The sequence below is a fragment of the Sulfuricurvum sp. genome, assembly GCF_030691015.1.
Classification (GTDB): domain Bacteria; phylum Campylobacterota; class Campylobacteria; order Campylobacterales; family Sulfurimonadaceae; genus Sulfuricurvum.
In genome coordinates this window covers 1-17,918 of the sequence record NZ_JAUYFF010000019.1, presented here as the reverse complement: position 1 = coordinate 17,918, position 17,918 = coordinate 1, and the positions used below count along the sequence as shown (strand labels likewise).

Below are 17,918 nucleotides of genomic sequence, written 5' to 3'. Positions count from 1 at the left end.
TTAAACTTGACAAAATAAGCAAGTATAGATATGATTATTACATCTAAACTTGCAAGGTCGCAAAATGAGCAGAATTTATGGATATTGCCGAGTCTCAACAGGGGTGCAGACAACTGAAAATCAACGTAAAGAGATTCTCGATTACGCTCATACGAAAAAGATGACTATTGATAAAATAGTTGAAATTGAAGTTTCCTCTACGAAAAATAAAAAAGAGCGACTCATTGATGAAACGCTAGAACAGTTAAAAAGCGGTGATATTCTCATAGTTACCAAACTAGACCGCCTCGGACGTTCGACGATTGAAGTGCTACAAATCATCGAGGATATTAAAAATAGGGGTATTCAGCTTCACATCATCAAAGATGGGATTGTTGTGGACGGAAATGATACTAGCCCGATCAATCAAATGATAATCACACTTCTCACCGGATTTGCCCAAATGGAGCGGAGTTTTATCAGTGAACGCACCAAATCGGCACTGGCGCAACGTAAAGCAAGCGGTGTCAAACTCGGCAGACAAAAAGGGGCAGTTGTTAAATCCAAGTACGATGAGCATTTATCTATGATCCAAGAATTAGTTGCTAAAGATGTTTCGATAGCAAGTATCACCAAGATCATCGGAGTCGGAACGAGACAAAGCCTCACAAACTATATACAAAGCAAGAAGATAGTTTAAATTTCCAAAAATGTTTTTGCTATATCGGGGGGGTGGGTATTTCCCCATGCCCCTACCCCGCTAAGACCCTATAGGGGAAAAATGCCAAATGAATATCTATGTCAATATCAAGGGTATAATAGTGAAATAATATTTTTTAGGAAAGTTAATGGATTCAACTAAAAAAGCTGTCTTGGTTGATATTGAAGGTAATGTTATTTTTGAAATTGGATGTTTTAAAAAAGGAACTCCCTATTCAGAAGTGTGTTTATTAAATTTAGAAAAAGATTATTTTACAGGTGATGTATTTGTCAATAATATAAACTACCAACAAGCGGCGACTTCGATATATGATAATCTCATGTACGAACGCGGCATAATGTTGCAAAGAAGCAATGACTACTGTTTCCTTTATGCCTTTCTCGAATTCGCCAAAACTCTCGGAGAATATCTCGAACAAGAAACCGAGATAAATGGAAGAGCAATATTTTTATCCGCATATCATGATCCAAGTTTGATTTATGATTTCAATCTTGTTAGAAATACAAATGACACATTTACGATCACTATCACGATGGCGAGAAGAAATACTTTTTCAGAACGCTTGCATGAACTGTTGTTAGAAAAATTCCCTCATCTTGCACTTGATGCTTCCTATGAATTTGAGGCTATAGTAGAAAAGAATGCACTTGAAAATTTTCTCGATGCAGTGTATCGGTTGATTGGGAAAGCAACGATTCAAAGCTATCTGTAAAAATATTGGCTCAATTTTCAAGGAAGTAGTGTTTCCTCATTCCCCTACCCGCTAAGACCATATAAGGGAAAAATGCCAAATGAATAGTAGATATTGGATCATTTCGGCTAAAATATTCTTTTTGATATTAATGATTTGAGAGGAAGAGCATTTTAATGGATGAATTTGTTTTACCTCCTTTACCGCCAAAATTTGATTTTGACACAGTTGCAATACTCAAACAACTCTCTAAAGCACACAAGGCATTAGCAGAGCTAAAAGGGTTTGCCGATCAAATCCCGAATAAAGAGATACTCATCAATTCTCTTACCCTCCAAGAAGCAAAAGACAGCTCAGAAATTGAAAATATTATTACCACCCAAGATGAACTATTTGAAGCCTTAGCGAGTGAATCACACCATATTCCTGATAACATCAAAGAGGTTTTAAATTACCGCAAAGCATTGCGTTTTGGTTTTACTCACTTGCAACACCGCCAACTTTTAACAACAAACGATATTGTTGCCATTCAACAAGAACTCTCCGGTAATAATGCCGGTATCCGAAAACAAGCCGGCACTGTACTACGCAACGCTAAAACGGGTGAAGTTGTTTACACTCCTCCTCAAGATGAGGCGATGATTTATGAACTGCTTGCCAACCTAGAAAAACAAATCAACGAGCCCGATGAATTAGACCCTTTGATTAAAATGGCGATATTACATTACCAGTTTGAATCGATTCATCCGTTTTACGATGGAAACGGTCGGACAGGACGTATTCTCAATATCCTCTATCTTTGTCTTGAGGGATTATTGGATGCACCGATACTCTATTTGAGTGGCTATATCATCCGACACAAAAGCGACTACTATCGATTATTACAAGAAGTGCGAGTCAGTAATGCATGGGAAGAGTGGACTTTATATATGCTCAAAGGCATTGAAGAGACAGCCGTTCGTACGTTGACGAAAGCTAAGGCAATTAAAGAGCTTGTAGATGAAACGGCAAATGAAGTCAAAGCTAAATTGCCAAAAATCTATAAACGTGAACTTATCGATGCTATTTTTACCGAAGTCTATACTAAAACGGCTCATGTCGAAGTTGCTTTGGATGTTGAGCGGCACGCAGCATCTAAGTACCTCAAAGAACTCGAAAAAATTGGAATACTGACGTCGCAAAAAAGATCGCGAATTATCCTTTATATCAATCCTAAACTCTATGCACTATTGGGTGAAGGGATATGGTAGGAAAACTACCATATAATTAAAATATGGTAGTTTTTTACAATATTTCTACCATATAAAATAAATATGGTAGTTTTAAACAAAATAAATACAATTCTAAATCAGAAAAATAGCAGAGGACTTTATCTCATACAAATGTTGAGTCACATTGTTGTTAATGTAGTTTTTAATGTAGGTTATTCTTATAAAATATCTTTAAAGTGCTTAAAATAGGTGTTTCACGAATCTCTCCTCGTCCGCCACATCAATTTAATCCCCTCTAATACAATCCAAAAAGACAAACTAAAGCACCTTTTTTAAACCAGCGTATACCCTACTTTAGCAAGATTGCGCAAGTTCGTATCATCTCCCATCTTTTTACGGATTCGTAGAATAAGATTTTTCAACGCACCATCAGACATCTCCTCTTCCAAAACATTTGAAAATGTTTCATACGTTACCACTTGAGCTCGATGAGCCAATAAAAGTTCCAGTGCTTGTATCTCATTTTTTGTTAATGCCGTTTTTTCGCCGTTTGAATGGATAAAGGACTTGGCAAAATAGTCATAGGAGAGTGAATCATTGATTTTTGCAACCAGCATCCCCTGAGATTTGAGACGATCCACCGCAAGATAGAGGACTTTTATGAGGGCATTAAACTCAATCGGCTTGTAAATATACTCTATCAGGTTCAGTTTGCATGCTTCCAATAAATCTTGTGTCGCTATCGATCCCGATACGATCACGATAGGGATTTTTTCGTTGCTTTTTCGTATCATTTTTGCAACATCGAGACCGCTCACGGCTCCCATATAAATATCAAGGATAACAATATCGATACGATTGTTCTCATAGATGAACAAGGCTTCTGTCCCGTCAACAACGGCAAAGACCTGCCCTACAATAAGCTGAAGCGTCTTTGTGGTGATTTCACGTAATTCAGTATCATCTTCGGCATACAAAACCGAAAGATTTCTAAATTCATTGAATTTAGGCATAATGAAGTCCCTTCAATCTTGATATTTCGCCGCAATTTCTTTGAAGCGATCGATATTTTCCATAAACATATCCACTAAATCAGGATCAAAATGTCTCCCGCGCTCTTGTGAGACAAAATCGATAATCTGCTCCATAGGCCACGCTTTTTTGTAGACACGTTCACAGCTAAGGGCATCGAATACATCGGCTAAAGCCGTAATGCGCCCATAGATGTGAATTTTGGATCCCTGTAATGCATTGGGATACCCGCTTCCATCCCACTTTTCGTGATGCTCTCCGGCAATAATGGCCGCTGCTTTAAGGAGGGGACGGGAGGAATTTTTGAGGATATTATGCCCTATGGTACTGTGGGTTTTCATCACCTCATATTCATCAACGTCAAGCTTGCCGGGTTTGAGTAAAATCGCATCGGAAATACCGATTTTACCGATATCATGCATCGGCGATGCACTGTAGAGGAGACGAATCTCTTCCTCCTCCAAGCCATAGAGCTCGCCTAAAAGTTGTGCGTATTTAGCGACACGGCGGACATGGTTGCCTGTCTCTTGTGATCGTGTCTCCCCCACTTCGCCCAAGAGAGAAAGCATTTCGTGCTGTGTTTGCCATATCTCTTCATTAAGATCAAAGAGTTCTGTTACATCATTACTGATACTGATATACTCAATGATGTCTCCGAACTCATCCGAAATCGGTTTAATGGTTGTATCGGAGATGTAATGGCTTCCATCTTTTCTGAGATTTTTAATAATCCCGTTCCATGTTTTTTTAGACAAAATGGTTTTCCAAAGATCATCATAAAATTCTGTACTGCTTTCATGATGACGCAATAATTTATGGCCATGAGTAATAATTTCTTCAAAGCTGTAACCGCTGATTTTGGAAAATAGCTCGTTTACATAGATAATGTTGCCATTAACATCTGTTTTGATCACGATAGATGATAAATCCACAATCTCTTTATACTGTTCTAACAACGTTGTTTGATGCAATAAATCTTGTTTCAGCTGAGTGGTAAACTCGTCTACTTTACGTTCATTGTAGATATTTTTAACTACTTCGTATAAGATTTGTACGATTTGTTCCGATTGAATCGGTTTGAGTAAAAATTGCGCCACTCCCAGATTAATTAGTTCCAGGAGATAACTGCTCTCTTCGCAGGCGGAGGTGACAATAAAAGGTTGCGTGCGATTGATCTCTTTCATTTTTTGGATCATTACGATACCGCTTATCTCCGGCATAAGGATATCGGTGATGACAATGTCAAACTTTTTTTTCTCAAAAAGTTCCAGCCCCTTTCGTCCATTCTCTGCCGTTGTCACATCCGAGAAGATACTCTCCAATAACATGGAGGTATTGATCCGTATCAAAGATTCATCTTCAACATAAAGGACGCTCATCCCTTTTGCATATTCCGATAGCTGCTGTATCATCTCTTTTAAGTTCATAGATCTTCCTCGCACGGTAATTTGATCTTAAATGTGGTGGTATTCTCTTCACTAAAAGCTTCGATCAATCCATCACAATGCTCTTCGATAATGATTCGGCTCATATACAGCCCAAGACCTGTTCCGTAACTCTCACTTTTGGTTGTGAAATAGGGGCTAAAAAGTTTGTGCATCACTCCACTTGGTATGCCGCCCGCATCGTCAGTGACGGAAATAATACAATAGCGCTCTTCTGCACGGACAGTGATAGTGATCTTCCCTCCGAGCACTTTGTTCTCGACAAAAGCATCCAACGCATTTTTAAGCAAGACGATCAATACCTGAAGCACTTCATTACGGTACGTGTAAAGCATCGGATTGTACAACTCTTCCTGCTCTACATGGATAGAGTGATTTTTTAACGTATGGTCAATCAGGTTGTGGGCATGATTGATGAGAGAGACTATCCGAAAATGTTCTTTAGGTTTATCAGGGCGGAAAAAATCTCGATAATCAGAAATCGTTTGCGAGAGATGAGAACTTTGTTGCTCAATTTTCACCAAATTATCAATGAACGTATGATCTTCAATGTCATTCATAATCGCTTTGAATCTCATTTGGGTGGTAATCGCATTGATAATCGCCAACGGTTGTCGCCATTGGTGCGCAATCATTGAAATCATCTCCCCCATCTGAGCTTGACGTCCGTGAAGGGTAAGCATTTTCTCCTTTTCGATTTTATCCGTAATATCACGCGCTATCATAATCAACTTATTGTGCTCCGCAGAACCGAATTGTGAAAAATAGAAATCGGCGATCTTGACGTTATTCGGATTCGCATGATGACGCAATGTGCATCGAGTGGAAACCCTCTCTCCGCTATACGCACATGTAAGATGGTGATGCAATGACCCATCTTGACAATCAATTTCATAGGCTGTATCGAAAAGTGATTGGCCGATAAAGTGTTCATTGGTACTATCAAAAAGATCCAATGCAACTTTATTGCAATCGACGATAATCGTATCACTTAAAATGACGATGGATTTATCGATAGATTCAAATATGGTACGATAAAATGTTTCGCGCTCTTGCAACTCTTTTTGCGCATGCCGTATATCAGTAATATCTTCCCCTGAGCTCAGGATACCAATTAACTCCCCCTGCTCATCGAATAACTGTCGATTGCGCCATGCGATCAGTCTCTCATCACCATTTTTGGTAAGAATCGGATTTTCATAGTAATCATTTTTATTGTGATCAACAAATGCATTCGCTACCTTGTGCAATTCCTCGCGTATTCGCAGCGGTACGAATAACTCAATAAAATTTTTCCCGATCGCTTCATCGGCACTGTAGCCTATAACTTCACACCCTTTGCGGTTTATGCTCTTGATGGTGTATTTAGTATCTAGAATCAAGACCATTACCGCTGCGATATCAAGATACGTTTGAGCCAACTCTTTTTCATGTTGAAGCGCTTGCGTTTGTTTTTTTAATAATGCCCGCTTTCTCAGCAGCTCTATGATGATGTACATCATCATCAAATAAACGATCAACCCAATGAGGGCGAATAATTTTGGATAATGACTGCTATGATGCGCATCAAAAGCCGAAGAACTCGAATAATACATATGCCATTCACGCCCTCCGATGCGTAAAGTACGTTCGGTATGATGATCAGAATGATAACCGGAGACATCGGGTGATTTGTAGAGGAGATTAGTTGTCCCCATACGCTTACCGTCATAAATTTCAAGCTCCAATATCTCTTTATTAGCATTGATTAAATCACCGATCCCTCCGCGCAGTGTATTTTCATACTGCTGAAGACGCTCTCTAAGAGTCTGGAGATCTTTATCCACATGACGCTCAAAACGAACCTTTGCCTGATTGTAAAAAAAACGTTCTGAAAAAAACCAAACACCATAGATCAACCCGAGAGAAAGTATCAACCCGATTATCGAAACATATCTGCCGTAAATAAACTCATTCTCTTGAAAATTCTCGAAGAAAAGTTTTCTGAGTTTGTTTTTCATATGTTTCACGATACTGCCGGAGTCAAAAGAAATCCATATCGCCGCCCTCATCAGCTAAATCAGGACGAATCAACCCGATAATCTGATGGATGCTTAATGTGGTAGGCTGATGGATATGATGAATATTTTTCATTGCCATACTCTCTATGGCAAAACGCTTGACGTAAAGACTCAAATCGATGCACACCGCATCAAACAGTGAGAGAATTTGTTCGGGCTTGGCATCAAACTTTACCAAAAATTCTTCCTCTTGGGCGACTACGGAAGAGAGCTCTTCGAGACTTTTTGCCAACGGATCTAAAAAGGGGGTATAGCGATACAAAATGTTAGAGAGTTTAGCAACGTCATCGCGTGTTTTATGGATATGGCGAATATCTTTTTCGTCAATATAGAGTGAAAGTTTATCAGGAATTTCACCTAAGATATCGGTCATCTCCTCGCAATCATCATGCAAGAAAATCACTTTTTCACATTCATCATCGTTATCTTTAGCAAAATACTCTTCCAGCAACTCTGAACGCTCTTCCTGATGATTTTGGGCATACAGTTTTTCAATTTGACCATTTTTAATCTCAACCGTCTGTAAGTGACTCATCAGTTTAGAAACAATTTTTTTGTACTTTTTACGTTCTTCGTTCAGTTTTTCAAACAGTTCGGCATTGACATTTTGGGCAGAGGCATCACGGCACACGGGATAAATGATTTTCAACATTTCATCGTGGCTAATCGGCTTCAGTAAAAAGGTACTTACCCCTTTACGCATCATGCTAATCAAAGTTTCGGGTTCATCATGCGCGGAAATCGCGATAATTTTCTGCTCGGGATTAATTTCTCGAATTTGAAAAATCATCTCAATTCCGTTTAGGCGGGGCATATTGATATCGGTAATAACAATATCGTATGGTTCATAATTGTATTTTTCTATCCCCTCTTGTCCGTTACTTGCCGTCTCTACTTTGGCAAAAAGGAGTTTGAAAATTTCTGCGGTCTCTTCTCTAACTTTATCATTATCCTCAACATACAATACAGACAATTGCTGTGAATAATTTTGCACATCTTTGATAGTTATCATTTAATAAACTCATACGTCATTTAGTTAGTGATATCATAGGCATTTAAAATCATAAAACAATCACAATGATTTTTTCGTATTTTAAAACAGCTCAAAGTCATCGTCATCGTGTTGCGACACCTCTGTTTTCGTCAATATTGATTGTATCTGGAGGCATGAGCTTAAGAGAGAAGAGTCTAAATAATGTATATCATTCGCTTTTTGTGAAATAAAAATATTCGTTCTCCACCCTTCGATATCATCCAGTAACGATAAGAAAAGAAGGGAGAATTTTTTACAATCCGAGGCATCCATAGTATCGGGATTTAACATGGTTAAAAACTCATTGAGTGTTTTGAGTGCATACGCAAAATGTTCAAAATCCATCAGATTATCAATAACATCAATATAAGAGTTCAGCAGTTTAGTAATGGATTCTAAATTATCCTTTGTCGGCTGTTTTTCAAATTCGATCGCTACTAATTCCAACGTATCTTTAATACTCTCAAGATTTTCTATTTTCTCCATCAAGGCTATTGCCGTACTTCTGACATATTCAGAAGCGGTTATCTTATTAAAATGGGTTTTGGAGAGAATGGTCTGCGTATAATCGCTCACATCCAGTTTTTGTATCTCCTCGTTCCCCATCAATTTCTTTTTAGGAAGCCGAAAAGAGAGTTGATGCCGATCGAGAATGAAAATAGCATTTTGATAGTTCTTGATCAACGTATTTTGCACGACAAGGTCACTAATCGTTTCTATGAGGGGGAATGTTAAAAAGAGATTTTTATCATTCTCTTCAGCGGCAATCGTAAAGGGAAAATCATTTTTTAAACTGTACTGTCCATACGCGTAAACGATTCGAATACACTCTTCTAACCCTTCTATTTCATAGCAAGCTTCATTAAGATAATAATCCCAAAATTCAGCGAGAGATTGAAGAGAGTTGATATTGAATTTTAACGATCGAGAGTAGACTTCTTGACTAAAGGGGTTAATGGCCTCGGAGTTAGAGGGTTTAATTTGGCGAAGTTCTACAATCTGCATATAATTTTTTACACGCTGATGAAATAACTGATCTTCAATCGGCTTTGTCATATAATCTTCGGCACCGCTTGAGAGCATTTGGTTTTTAGATGTTTCATCGTCTAATGCACTTAATGCCAGTATCATCGTTTTTTTATCGAACGACTTAATAATTTTGGTTGCCGTAATACCGTCAACATTGGGCATCATAATGTCCATAAAAATGATATCATAATGGGTACTTTTACAAAGGGTAATCGCCTCTTGACCGTCTTTGGCTTCTGAAACTTCTATACCGTCAAATTCCTCCAAAAGAAGCTGTAACGTCATCCGGTTGTTTTGATCATCATCTACTATTAATAATTTCATACGCGTCCATTGCTCTCTGATTTTTTTGATTTTTTGCTAAAGGAGAGGATAAACTTTGTCCCGCTTCCTTGTTCTCTATCTTCAATTTTATAGTAAATATTTAAATCTTGACACAGAAGTTTGATAAAGTAAAGACCGATACCGGTTCCCTGCCCTTTTCGTTGTAAAAAACTTTCACCCTCTTGAACATAAAGATCAAAAATTGCCTCTTTATCCTGAATTCCAGGACCGTTATCTTCAATAGTGATGACAACCGTATCCGCATTATCACGAAGCGTAATAATAATTTCATCATTGCCGTATTTGATAGCATTAGAGAGTATGTTGGAAAATATCTGTTGGATACGAAGAATATCGCTGTAAATAAAAACATCGCGATCAAAATGCTGGATAAGCTTAATATTTTTTTCGTTGATTAGGGAATCATACTTTGTCAACGCTACCGTAATCAACTCATTGAGACTGAAGAGAGTATAGTTATAGGTAAGTTTGTGAGTAGTAAGCTTGGAAGTCTCTAATATCATCGTGATGGTTTCAAGCATATCCGCAGCATTATCCGAAACGGTATCTAAAAGAGCTAAAAGTTTTTCTTGATTGATGGCTTTGGGTGATTCAATCTGTTTTCGAATGTATTTGGTAAAATTAATAATCGCGTTGAGAGGAGTTTTAAGCTCATGGGTAAAGAGTAAAAGAAAGGATTTTTGGGCTTCTCGTATTTTCTCTTGTTCAACCTTTTCCTGCTCTTTTAAAAATATCTCCCTCTTTAATTTGACCATATCGGTAATATCATTTCGAATCGCCATATATTCACGGATATTCCCGTCTTCGTCTACCAAAGGGATAATAGTCGATTCCGCAATAAAATCGGACCCGTCTTTGTTGCGGTTAATCATACGTCCACGCCAAATCTTCCCCGCATTGATCGTCTCCCACATCTCTTTGTACAGAGAGTCAGGGTTATCAGGATGCCGAAAAAGATTATGGGAATGTCCTATCATCTCCTGTTCAGTGTACCCTGTCACTTTACAAAAATTGTCATTCACATAAATAATTGTCCCTTTGGTATTCGATTTTGAAACAATCGAAGATTCCGTCAAGGCTTTAAAATATTGCTGATTTCTAAAAAAATCGGAACTCAAAAAACCCTCCTGTTGGGATGCATTTACTCTTCTGGTAATTATGTAATGAGAGTAATAATCTCTTGAGCTATTTTATTCAACGGCAACTGCTTTTCAACGGCACCTATATCAAATGCAACTTTCGGCATCCCATACACGACACAGCTGGATTCATCTTGTCCTAGAGTACGAGAGCCGGCATTACGCATGGACAATAATCCGCGTGCACCATCCCCCCCCATTCCGGTTAAAATAACGCCGATGGCATTCACTCCGGCGATTTTGGCTACAGAATTAAAGAGGACATCGACGGAAGGACGATGACCGGAAACCTTTTCACCGCTCCCGATTTCGACATAGTATCTAGCACCCGAGCGTCGAACCACCATGTGATAATCTCCCGGAGCAATGAGTGCGACACCCGGAGTGATAGAGTCGCCATTGCGAGCCTCTCGTACTTCCATCGCACATAATCCGTTGAGCCTCTCGGCAAACGGTCCGGTAAAATTCGCGGGCATATGCTGTACGATAATGGTACCCGGCGCGTTACGCGGCAAGCCCATCAATAGGTCTTTGAGCGCTTCTGTTCCCCCTGTTGAGGCACCGATAGCCAAAATCTTGTTGGTAGTTTCCGCCAAAGAGGTTGTATTGGCTTGTTGAATACTCTGAAGTAATCGGGGACGGACACGGACACGAGAGGCCATTTTGATTTTACTGAGAAGCTCTTCGCGCATTGTTTCAACGCCGTCGTATATATGAGAATGGGGTTTTCCGACAAAATCGACTGCTCCTGCTTCAAGTGCTTCGAGGGTTGTCCGTGCACCGTTTTGAGTCAGAGAGGACACCATCACAACCGGTAGGGGCATATAGTGCATCAGTCTTTTCAAAAACGTAATGCCATCCATACGCGGCATCTCTACATCCAGACACACGACATCCGGTTTTAATTCGACAATTTTATCACGAGCCACGTAGGCATCCGAAGCGGTTGCTACAACTTCGATAGCGGGATCGCTCTCTAAAATTTCACGCAGTACGGCTCGTGCCGTGGCACTGTCATCAACTATCAGCACCCGTATCGCCATTTTTATCCTCCGTTTCCTATATCACTTCGGGTAGTATACTTTAGCTGTACTTTGCCCCGCTCCAAATTTAATTGGATTTTTCGTCCGTTTTGTCCCCCGACATCTTCAGCAACAATGAAAATACGATACTCTCGCAAAATTTCTCGGGCCACCAAAATATTTTTTTGACCAATCATCATGGCTTCCGATGCACCGATGTTCATCGATGCACCGCCGAATATTTTTGCTTCCATCCTATTTATCGATGAACCGGCGTCTAACATCGCTTCAATCAATTTCGGAATGGCTATATTGCCGAACTTTGGTGATTGTAAGCCATTACCATTCCAAAAAGGGAGCAAATAATGGTTCATCCCTCCTAAGCCGAGTGCTGTATCATACAGACACACTGCAACACAGGAGCCTAAAACGGTAGAGATAGCTGAGGGAGAAGTATCAACATGAATTTGACCTACATGAATAAACGTGGAGCACCCTTGTATCATTAAAGCTCAATCGAGTCATTGAATGATTCAAATAAAAATTCGTTTGAACCGTATGCTTCTGAATCAGGAAGCTTTGTATCAAGCGGCAAGGTCACCGTAAACGTCACAGATTCCCCATCCGTATCATAGTCGATTTCGCCCTCTAAAAGTTCGCACAAGCCGCGTACAATACTTAGTCCGATTCCCAGACCGTGTACACTTCCCCCCGCTTGTTGGGCAAAACGGGTAAAAATTTGCGGTTTAAACTCTACTTTCGGCGCTTCACCTTGATTATTAACATCTATATTCAATTTACTGCCGTTACAATTTATAGCAATTTTTACCGTACTGTCGGCGTTACCGTAAGCACAGGCATTGGCTAAAAGATTTTTTATTATAAGATGAAGTTTTTGCGGATCAGTGACAATTTTCTGCTTCAGATTATTTTCGATAAGAATCTGAATATTTTTCTCTTTCATCCAATATTTCAGCCCTTTCAGAACTTCGTCGATCAACTCTTCGGGATCAATCAGAGAATAACTCATTTTAATCTCTCCGTTCTCAATCTCTGCCGCTGCAACAAGATTTTGAATATGAAAATCCAAATGAAGCGCCTCTTGTTCTGCCAACTCCAGTATCTTTTCACGCTTTTCGCTATTCTCTGAAGCCAAATGGGGAATCAATCCCAAAAGCGCCGTCATCGGATTATTCAGCTCATTGGCAATCAGTGATAAAAACCGTGTTTTTGCTTTTTCACTGTCGATAAGCTGTTTATTTAAATCGAGTAATTTTCGGCTTAAAAAAGCGACTTCATTATTTTCAATTTCTTTCATAGTAGTTACACATCCATTGTTTTGATAGCATCCGATTCAGTTTGAAATTGATTTAAGATCTCCCCGATATTGTGTGCTTCTGCCATAAGGTTTTGATTTTCGGTATGAAAAGTGATTCCCATTTTTTGCATCACGATAATCTCTTCGGACGTTTTTCCGATCAACCCTTTTAACTGTGAAAAAATCCCGCCAAACCCGACCGTCTCATCCGTATTGCTAGCCGCTTCGATAATCCCATAGACTTGGATATATCCCAAATACATAACCTGCTGCTCGAGCTGATTGAGGGTTTTAGTGCTCTCTTGGATGGAACAGTCCATCTTTAACTGCAATGCATTCAATTTTTCACTGTAAATCAAAACCAACGCGACAAGAAAATCAATATTCTCGCTCAACTCCGAGGAAACGGCTTCAACGTTGCATTGTAATGTCTCTTGGATGAAATTATGAACCATCTCTATCTGAATACTCAATGCGGAAACGGTAAAGATCAGTTCATTGAGGGTGTCACTCAACGATTGAGCCAACGTATGAACATGTCCGATCAATCTGTCATTCTCTTTGGCATTGATACGAATATCACTGGCTAGTACACCGAATGTCTCTCCTCCTGTGGCAACTTTGTATGAAGCCACCGACGCATTGAGGGATAAGAAAACGATGTCCCGGGCGAGATGACGTAAAATCCCCCCTTTTTCTTCAAAGACACTTTTGACCTGATTGTAGAGTCCAATTTTTTCAAACCATTGTTCATATCGGCGCATCAACATTTGGCTATGTCCTAACAAACCTTTAAGGCCAATCCCAAGAGGTGTAGTAACTTCGGAACATATTTTTTCAGACGAATCGACATACGAAATGATTTTTTTACGCTCACTGAGTTCCGACAAAAGGGCATCCGACATAAAATCGTCATAGCTGTTATACCCTAACTCTCTCAAGAGTTCGAACATCATTGACTCGCTCGCTGTCATCCCTCCGCTTGTTTCTGCCATTAAAAGCTTGAAATAGAGTTCCCGAACTACAGCAAAAATGTGGGAATTCGGTTTGATACGAATCGATACAAAGCGGTCATGCAGAGGAAATACGGCCGCTAAAACCCAATAAAATCCCCCATCTTTTGTCTTATTTTTGACATACGCTACAACCGGTTTATCACTTTTGAGATGATCCCAAAGGGTTTTAAAAACAACACGGGGCATATCGGGATGTCGGATGATATTATGAAATTGCCCGATTAGCTCCTCTTTTTTATATCCGCTGATACGGACAAATACCTCATTGCCCGAGAGAATCGTACTTGCATGATCGGTAATCGAAAAGAAAAGCTCTTCGGTATCGAATTTTGCCTCTCTCATAGCACTGGCGCACCCTAGGTTTTTCACTTATAATCCCTTATAGTCGTTGATAAATTGAAGAACCTAAAAGTTTTAGGCTCTCACGGTGGGTAGTGAGTGATTCGGAGCTCCCGAGAAACAAAGGTGCTCCTTTGGGGAGAAGCGTTATAAAGCGCCCTATCAAATCGAAACGAGTAGCCTCATCAAAGTAGATCATCACATTACGGCAAAAAATCATATCAAAACTATTTTTGAAAAAAAACGGATCGGTCACAAGATTGTATTTGCGAAACAAAATTTTCTCTCTCAAAGAAGCACGTATTTGATATCGCCCCTCCTCCGTTTTTTTGGCCTCAAACGAACGGGCAATGATCTCTTTGGATAATCCCTCTACCGCTTTAGGCTCATACGCACCCTGCATGGCATGGGTAAGAACCTTCGAGGAGATATCCGTTGCCAAAATCTTGATATCCCATTTCTCAAAATCACTCAGATGATGCTGTAAAAACATCAGTATCGTATAGGGCTCTTCCCCGCTGGAACATCCAGCTGACCAGATACGGAGCTTTTTTTCCCGTTTGGACGCGACGAGTGCCGGCAGATAACTCTCCAGCCATTTCCATTGCGCCCCTTCTCGGAAGAATGAGGTGACATTGGTCGAAATGGCGCTGACGAAAAAAGAGAGTTCTTCACCGCTCAGATCGGAAACAAGGTAATCGTAATAATCACGAAACGACTTAAGCCCCAGATGATTAAGCCGTTTATTAAGCCGTCCTTTTACCAGAGTACTTTTTTGATCCGATAAGGAGATTCCCACTTTTTCATAAATATATTTTCGAAATAGGGCAAACTCCTCAGGACGGAGTTCAATTTCATGCATGCGTGCCCTCGATAACCGGACGCAAAGCATCAACATTCAAAATCAATGCGATATCGCCGCTTCCCAGTATCGCTCCGCCGGAGATCTCTTTAAGTTTAGCCAAAGATTTCCCCAACGGTTTGATAACAACCTGTTGGCGACCTACCAGTTCGTCGACCATAATAGCGATTCTTCCCGCTTCGGTCTCGACACACACCAATATCCCTTCCCACGGTTCGATTCGCTCAGCCTTTAGACTGAATACATCGCTGAGGCGGATAATAGGCAAATGCTGTCCGCGCAAGGAGACAAATTCCCCTTTTTCTTTGAGCGCGTGGACGATCTCCTGCTCCGGACGAAACGATTCAACGACGCTCAACGTCGGTATGATGTAAATCTCACCTGAGGCTTCAACGAGCATTCCGTCAATGATTGCCAAGGTCAAAGGGAGAACCATAGAGATAGTTGTCCCCTCCCCCTCTTTGGATTCGATTTCGATCTTTCCACGCAGTTTTTCAATCGAGGTTTTGACGACATCTAATCCGACCCCTCGGCCTGAGAGATCGCTAATCGTATCTGCGGTCGAGAATCCCGGCTGCATGATCAGGCCGAAGATTTGGCTGTCGGTAAGATTCTCATCCCCCGTAATAATGCCGCGCTCAATCGCTTTTTGGAGTACTTTTGCTTTGTTGATACCGCGACCGTCATCACTGACGCTGATAACGATACTGCCGCTTTTGTGGTACGCTCGCAGAGTAATATTCCCTTCGACCTTTTTACCGACACTAATACGTTCGGCCGCATCGGCTTCGAGCCCGTGATCGATCGCATTACGGATAATATGAATCATTGGATCAGAAAGGCTGTCGATCATGGTTTTATCGATCTCGGTCTCTTCTCCCATAACGTTGAGATGAAGCTCTTTCCCCGTTTTTTTGGAAGTATCGCGCACAACCCGTTTCATTTTATCAAACGTATCACGTATGGCAACCATTCGCAGACTCATAACCCGATCTTGAATCCGTTTCGTAATTTTAGAGAGGGTCTCAATGGTTCGACTGATCGATTCATCCTCAATCAAACGGATTTTCTCATTTTGGGCGATAAAGTTCTGAGCGATGACGAGCTCACCAACTGAATCAAAGAGTTCATCGAGTTTGAACGTATCGATACGAATCGTCGATTTTGCTCCATTGCTCAAGGAAGAGATATCCGATCCTGGAGAGGGTTTTGCTGCCGCTGAAGGTGTTTGAACCGCTTTTGGGGTTTCCATTGCAACAGGTGATTCAACGGTTGCTTCAACAGCTTCTACCGTTACGCTCGGCTGAGATACCGGTTCCATTGGTTGAATTGAATATTCATGATCAAATAAAAATTCAAAATTCTCCTCCACTTCGGCACGTGATTGCGTGGTGAGGAGAACGATACCCATCTTGTTCTGATAATTCTCTTCACAAGAGAAATTATCCAGGGGAGGAACCGATTCAAGATTGAAAAAACTCTCAATGGAGACCGCTTTTTCAGCAAGTAGCCCGATAAAGATGAGATGATCAAATCCACGCTTATAGCTGTCTGTATCAAGAGTCAACTCAATACGATAGATTTGCATCCCCTCCTGATACGCGGCACGCATTATCTCGATCGATTGCGTCATATCATTTTCATACTGATCGGGACAGTCCAATCCAAATTCCGATGCCAAATCAGCAAATGTTGCAGTGGCTTCAACCGGAATACTTTCAACCGATCCCCTTTTTTTGGAAGCGATCAAAGATTTGATCCCCTCCAAACACTCCTCATAGTCGTTAGGTAAATCGGGAAGTGCATCGAGTTCGCAGACCATCACCTCTTTGATAACATCGACACTGTTAACAATCAGTTCGAGTTGAGCTGTTTCAATCACCTCTTTGGTACTTCGGTAATAATCAAGGACATCTTCAAAATGGTGAACAAATTCACCCAAACGGGTAAAGCCGAACGCGTTGGCATTTCCTTTTAGAGTATGAACCCCTCGGAAAATTTCATTCAGGAGATCAAAATCGGTAGAGTTCTCTTCAAAGCGGAGAATATCGACATCGAGTTTTTCGATAATCTCTCCCGCCTCTTCGATAAAAATCGCTTTGACTTGTTCTTGTTTAGTCATGACATATCCAATGAATGGTTCCATACGTCGGTGAAACAGTAATCCCTTTTTCTAAAAAAGGGATTACCAATTCACGACGTGTTTTTTTTAAGCTCGCTAAAAGAGCCAGAAGAGCACTGCTTTTCAACATCCCCCCCTCTTCTACCTCGATGCACTCGATATAGTCGATACGGGGGCGGACGAACGCTTCAAATTCTTTAATCTCTTCCATACTCATCGATAAATCGATGGTAAGCGCGTCTCCGTCAAATTCCATTTAGAACTCTTTCAGATCGTTTTCGCTGAGCGGAAACACATCATCTGCTTTGGGTGCGACTCTGTTTTGTAGTGCGGGAGAGACTTTACGCGGTGCCGATGATTTCATCTCGATATGATGAAGGTTCATCTTTTTTAGCGAATGTGCTGCGGGTGCGTCACTCTCCATTCCTACCATTTTGGCAAGGATACGAACGGTTTCCATCATCGATGTCGCTTGTGCGTTAAGCTCTTCTGCTGCTGCGGCCGCTTCTTCGGAGTTGGCGGCAACTTGTTGGGTTACTTGGTCTACTTGACCC

16 protein-coding genes and 1 pseudogene are annotated in these 17,918 nt (G+C 40.6%); 3 read left to right on the top strand and 14 right to left on the bottom strand.

Annotation, left to right across the window (positions count from 1 at the left end; all coding sequences use genetic code 11):
* Window positions 1-64: 64 nt before the first annotated feature.
* The 3 genes from Q8O20_RS10880 (at window position 65) to Q8O20_RS10870 (ending at window position 2,641) form a co-directional block, all read left to right on the top strand.
* Window positions 65-679, top strand: a complete 615-nt coding sequence (locus Q8O20_RS10880) for a recombinase family protein (protein ID WP_305531185.1) — start codon at window positions 65-67, stop codon at window positions 677-679.
* Window positions 680-827: 148 nt separating this feature from the next.
* Complete coding sequence (locus Q8O20_RS10875; protein WP_305531184.1) at window positions 828-1,412, top strand: hypothetical protein; 585 nt, start codon at window positions 828-830, stop codon at window positions 1,410-1,412.
* Window positions 1,413-1,567: 155 nt separating this feature from the next.
* Window positions 1,568-2,641 (top strand): Fic family protein, encoded by a 1,074-nt coding sequence (locus Q8O20_RS10870; protein WP_305531183.1) that lies wholly within the window; start codon window positions 1,568-1,570, stop codon window positions 2,639-2,641.
* 293 nt (window positions 2,642-2,934) lie between these two features.
* On the opposite strand, the gene Q8O20_RS10865 is transcribed toward Q8O20_RS10870, so the two are convergent.
* The 14 genes and pseudogenes from Q8O20_RS10865 to Q8O20_RS10800 all read right to left on the bottom strand — a co-directional run.
* Window positions 2,935-3,615 carry a response regulator transcription factor gene (locus tag Q8O20_RS10865; RefSeq protein WP_305531182.1) on the bottom strand — a complete coding sequence of 227 codons (681 nt, stop codon included), beginning with the start codon at window positions 3,613-3,615 and terminating at the stop codon, window positions 2,935-2,937.
* A 12-nt stretch (window positions 3,616-3,627) separates the two neighbouring features.
* The gene (locus Q8O20_RS10860) at window positions 3,628-5,061 is read right to left on the bottom strand and encodes an HD domain-containing phosphohydrolase (protein WP_305531181.1); all 1,434 of its coding nucleotides are present in this window, start codon (window positions 5,059-5,061) and stop codon (window positions 3,628-3,630) included.
* The gene (locus tag Q8O20_RS10855; protein WP_305531180.1) at window positions 5,058-7,079 is read right to left on the bottom strand and encodes a PAS domain-containing sensor histidine kinase; all 2,022 of its coding nucleotides are present in this window, start codon (window positions 7,077-7,079) and stop codon (window positions 5,058-5,060) included. Before Q8O20_RS10855 ends, Q8O20_RS10860 begins: the two co-directional genes overlap by 4 nt.
* A 22-nt stretch (window positions 7,080-7,101) precedes the next feature.
* A complete protein-coding gene (locus tag Q8O20_RS10850; protein WP_305531179.1) occupies window positions 7,102-8,151 on the bottom strand; it encodes a response regulator transcription factor in 1,050 nt (349 codons plus the stop codon).
* Between the two features lie 81 nt (window positions 8,152-8,232).
* Window positions 8,233-9,525: a response regulator transcription factor gene (locus tag Q8O20_RS10845; RefSeq protein WP_305531178.1), complete on the bottom strand. Its 1,293-nt coding sequence runs from the start codon at window positions 9,523-9,525 to the stop codon at window positions 8,233-8,235.
* A complete protein-coding gene (locus Q8O20_RS10840) occupies window positions 9,522-10,664 on the bottom strand; it encodes a PAS domain-containing sensor histidine kinase (protein ID WP_305531177.1) in 1,143 nt (380 codons plus the stop codon). Before Q8O20_RS10840 ends, Q8O20_RS10845 begins: the two co-directional genes overlap by 4 nt.
* 38 nt (window positions 10,665-10,702) lie before the next feature.
* Window positions 10,703-11,728, bottom strand: coding sequence for a chemotaxis response regulator protein-glutamate methylesterase (locus Q8O20_RS10835; RefSeq protein WP_305531176.1), 1,026 nt, complete (start codon window positions 11,726-11,728; stop codon window positions 10,703-10,705).
* A gap of 2 nt (window positions 11,729-11,730) precedes the next feature.
* Window positions 11,731-12,213, bottom strand: coding sequence for a chemotaxis protein CheD (locus tag Q8O20_RS10830; RefSeq protein WP_304742293.1), 483 nt, complete (start codon window positions 12,211-12,213; stop codon window positions 11,731-11,733).
* Entirely contained in the window at window positions 12,213-13,025 is an 813-nt protein-coding gene (locus Q8O20_RS10825; RefSeq protein WP_305531175.1) for a sensor histidine kinase KdpD, read from the bottom strand. Before Q8O20_RS10825 ends, Q8O20_RS10830 begins: the two co-directional genes overlap by 1 nt.
* A gap of 5 nt (window positions 13,026-13,030) precedes the next feature.
* Window positions 13,031-14,410 (bottom strand): PAS domain-containing protein, encoded by a 1,380-nt coding sequence (locus Q8O20_RS10820; protein WP_305531174.1) that lies wholly within the window; start codon window positions 14,408-14,410, stop codon window positions 13,031-13,033.
* Between the two features lie 10 nt (window positions 14,411-14,420).
* On the bottom strand, window positions 14,421-15,242 hold the full coding sequence (locus Q8O20_RS10815) for a protein-glutamate O-methyltransferase CheR (RefSeq protein WP_305531173.1): 822 nt from the start codon (window positions 15,240-15,242) through the stop codon (window positions 14,421-14,423).
* Window positions 15,235-17,364 carry a chemotaxis protein CheA gene (locus tag Q8O20_RS10810; RefSeq protein ID WP_305531172.1) on the bottom strand — a complete coding sequence of 710 codons (2,130 nt, stop codon included), beginning with the start codon at window positions 17,362-17,364 and terminating at the stop codon, window positions 15,235-15,237. Before Q8O20_RS10810 ends, Q8O20_RS10815 begins: the two co-directional genes overlap by 8 nt.
* Window positions 17,357-17,620, bottom strand: coding sequence for a hypothetical protein (locus Q8O20_RS10805; RefSeq protein WP_305531171.1), 264 nt, complete (start codon window positions 17,618-17,620; stop codon window positions 17,357-17,359). Before Q8O20_RS10805 ends, Q8O20_RS10810 begins: the two co-directional genes overlap by 8 nt.
* Window positions 17,621-17,918, bottom strand: a pseudogene (locus Q8O20_RS10800) (chemotaxis protein); the annotation flags it as partial. It abuts the gene before it with no gap.

Excerpts from the sequence above, each read along its gene's own strand:
- Q8O20_RS10880 (WP_305531185.1), top strand. The coding sequence starts at position 65 with ATGAGCAGAATTTATGGATATTGCCGAGTCTCAACAGGGGTGCAGACA.
- Q8O20_RS10875 (WP_305531184.1), top strand. The coding sequence starts at position 828 with ATGGATTCAACTAAAAAAGCTGTCTTGGTTGATATTGAAGGTAATGTT.
- Q8O20_RS10870 (WP_305531183.1), top strand. The coding sequence starts at position 1,568 with ATGGATGAATTTGTTTTACCTCCTTTACCGCCAAAATTTGATTTTGAC.
- Q8O20_RS10865 (WP_305531182.1), bottom strand. The coding sequence starts at position 3,615 with ATGCCTAAATTCAATGAATTTAGAAATCTTTCGGTTTTGTATGCCGAA.
- Q8O20_RS10860 (WP_305531181.1), bottom strand. The coding sequence starts at position 5,061 with ATGAACTTAAAAGAGATGATACAGCAGCTATCGGAATATGCAAAAGGG.
- Q8O20_RS10855 (WP_305531180.1), bottom strand. The coding sequence starts at position 7,079 with ATGAAAAACAAACTCAGAAAACTTTTCTTCGAGAATTTTCAAGAGAAT.
- Q8O20_RS10850 (WP_305531179.1), bottom strand. The coding sequence starts at position 8,151 with ATGATAACTATCAAAGATGTGCAAAATTATTCACAGCAATTGTCTGTA.
- Q8O20_RS10845 (WP_305531178.1), bottom strand. The coding sequence starts at position 9,525 with ATGAAATTATTAATAGTAGATGATGATCAAAACAACCGGATGACGTTA.
- Q8O20_RS10835 (WP_305531176.1), bottom strand. The coding sequence starts at position 11,728 with ATGGCGATACGGGTGCTGATAGTTGATGACAGTGCCACGGCACGAGCC.
- Q8O20_RS10830 (WP_304742293.1), bottom strand. The coding sequence starts at position 12,213 with ATGATACAAGGGTGCTCCACGTTTATTCATGTAGGTCAAATTCATGTT.
- Q8O20_RS10825 (WP_305531175.1), bottom strand. The coding sequence starts at position 13,025 with ATGAAAGAAATTGAAAATAATGAAGTCGCTTTTTTAAGCCGAAAATTA.
- Q8O20_RS10815 (WP_305531173.1), bottom strand. The coding sequence starts at position 15,242 with ATGCATGAAATTGAACTCCGTCCTGAGGAGTTTGCCCTATTTCGAAAA.
- Q8O20_RS10810 (WP_305531172.1), bottom strand. The coding sequence starts at position 17,364 with ATGACTAAACAAGAACAAGTCAAAGCGATTTTTATCGAAGAGGCGGGA.
- Q8O20_RS10805 (WP_305531171.1), bottom strand. The coding sequence starts at position 17,620 with ATGGAATTTGACGGAGACGCGCTTACCATCGATTTATCGATGAGTATG.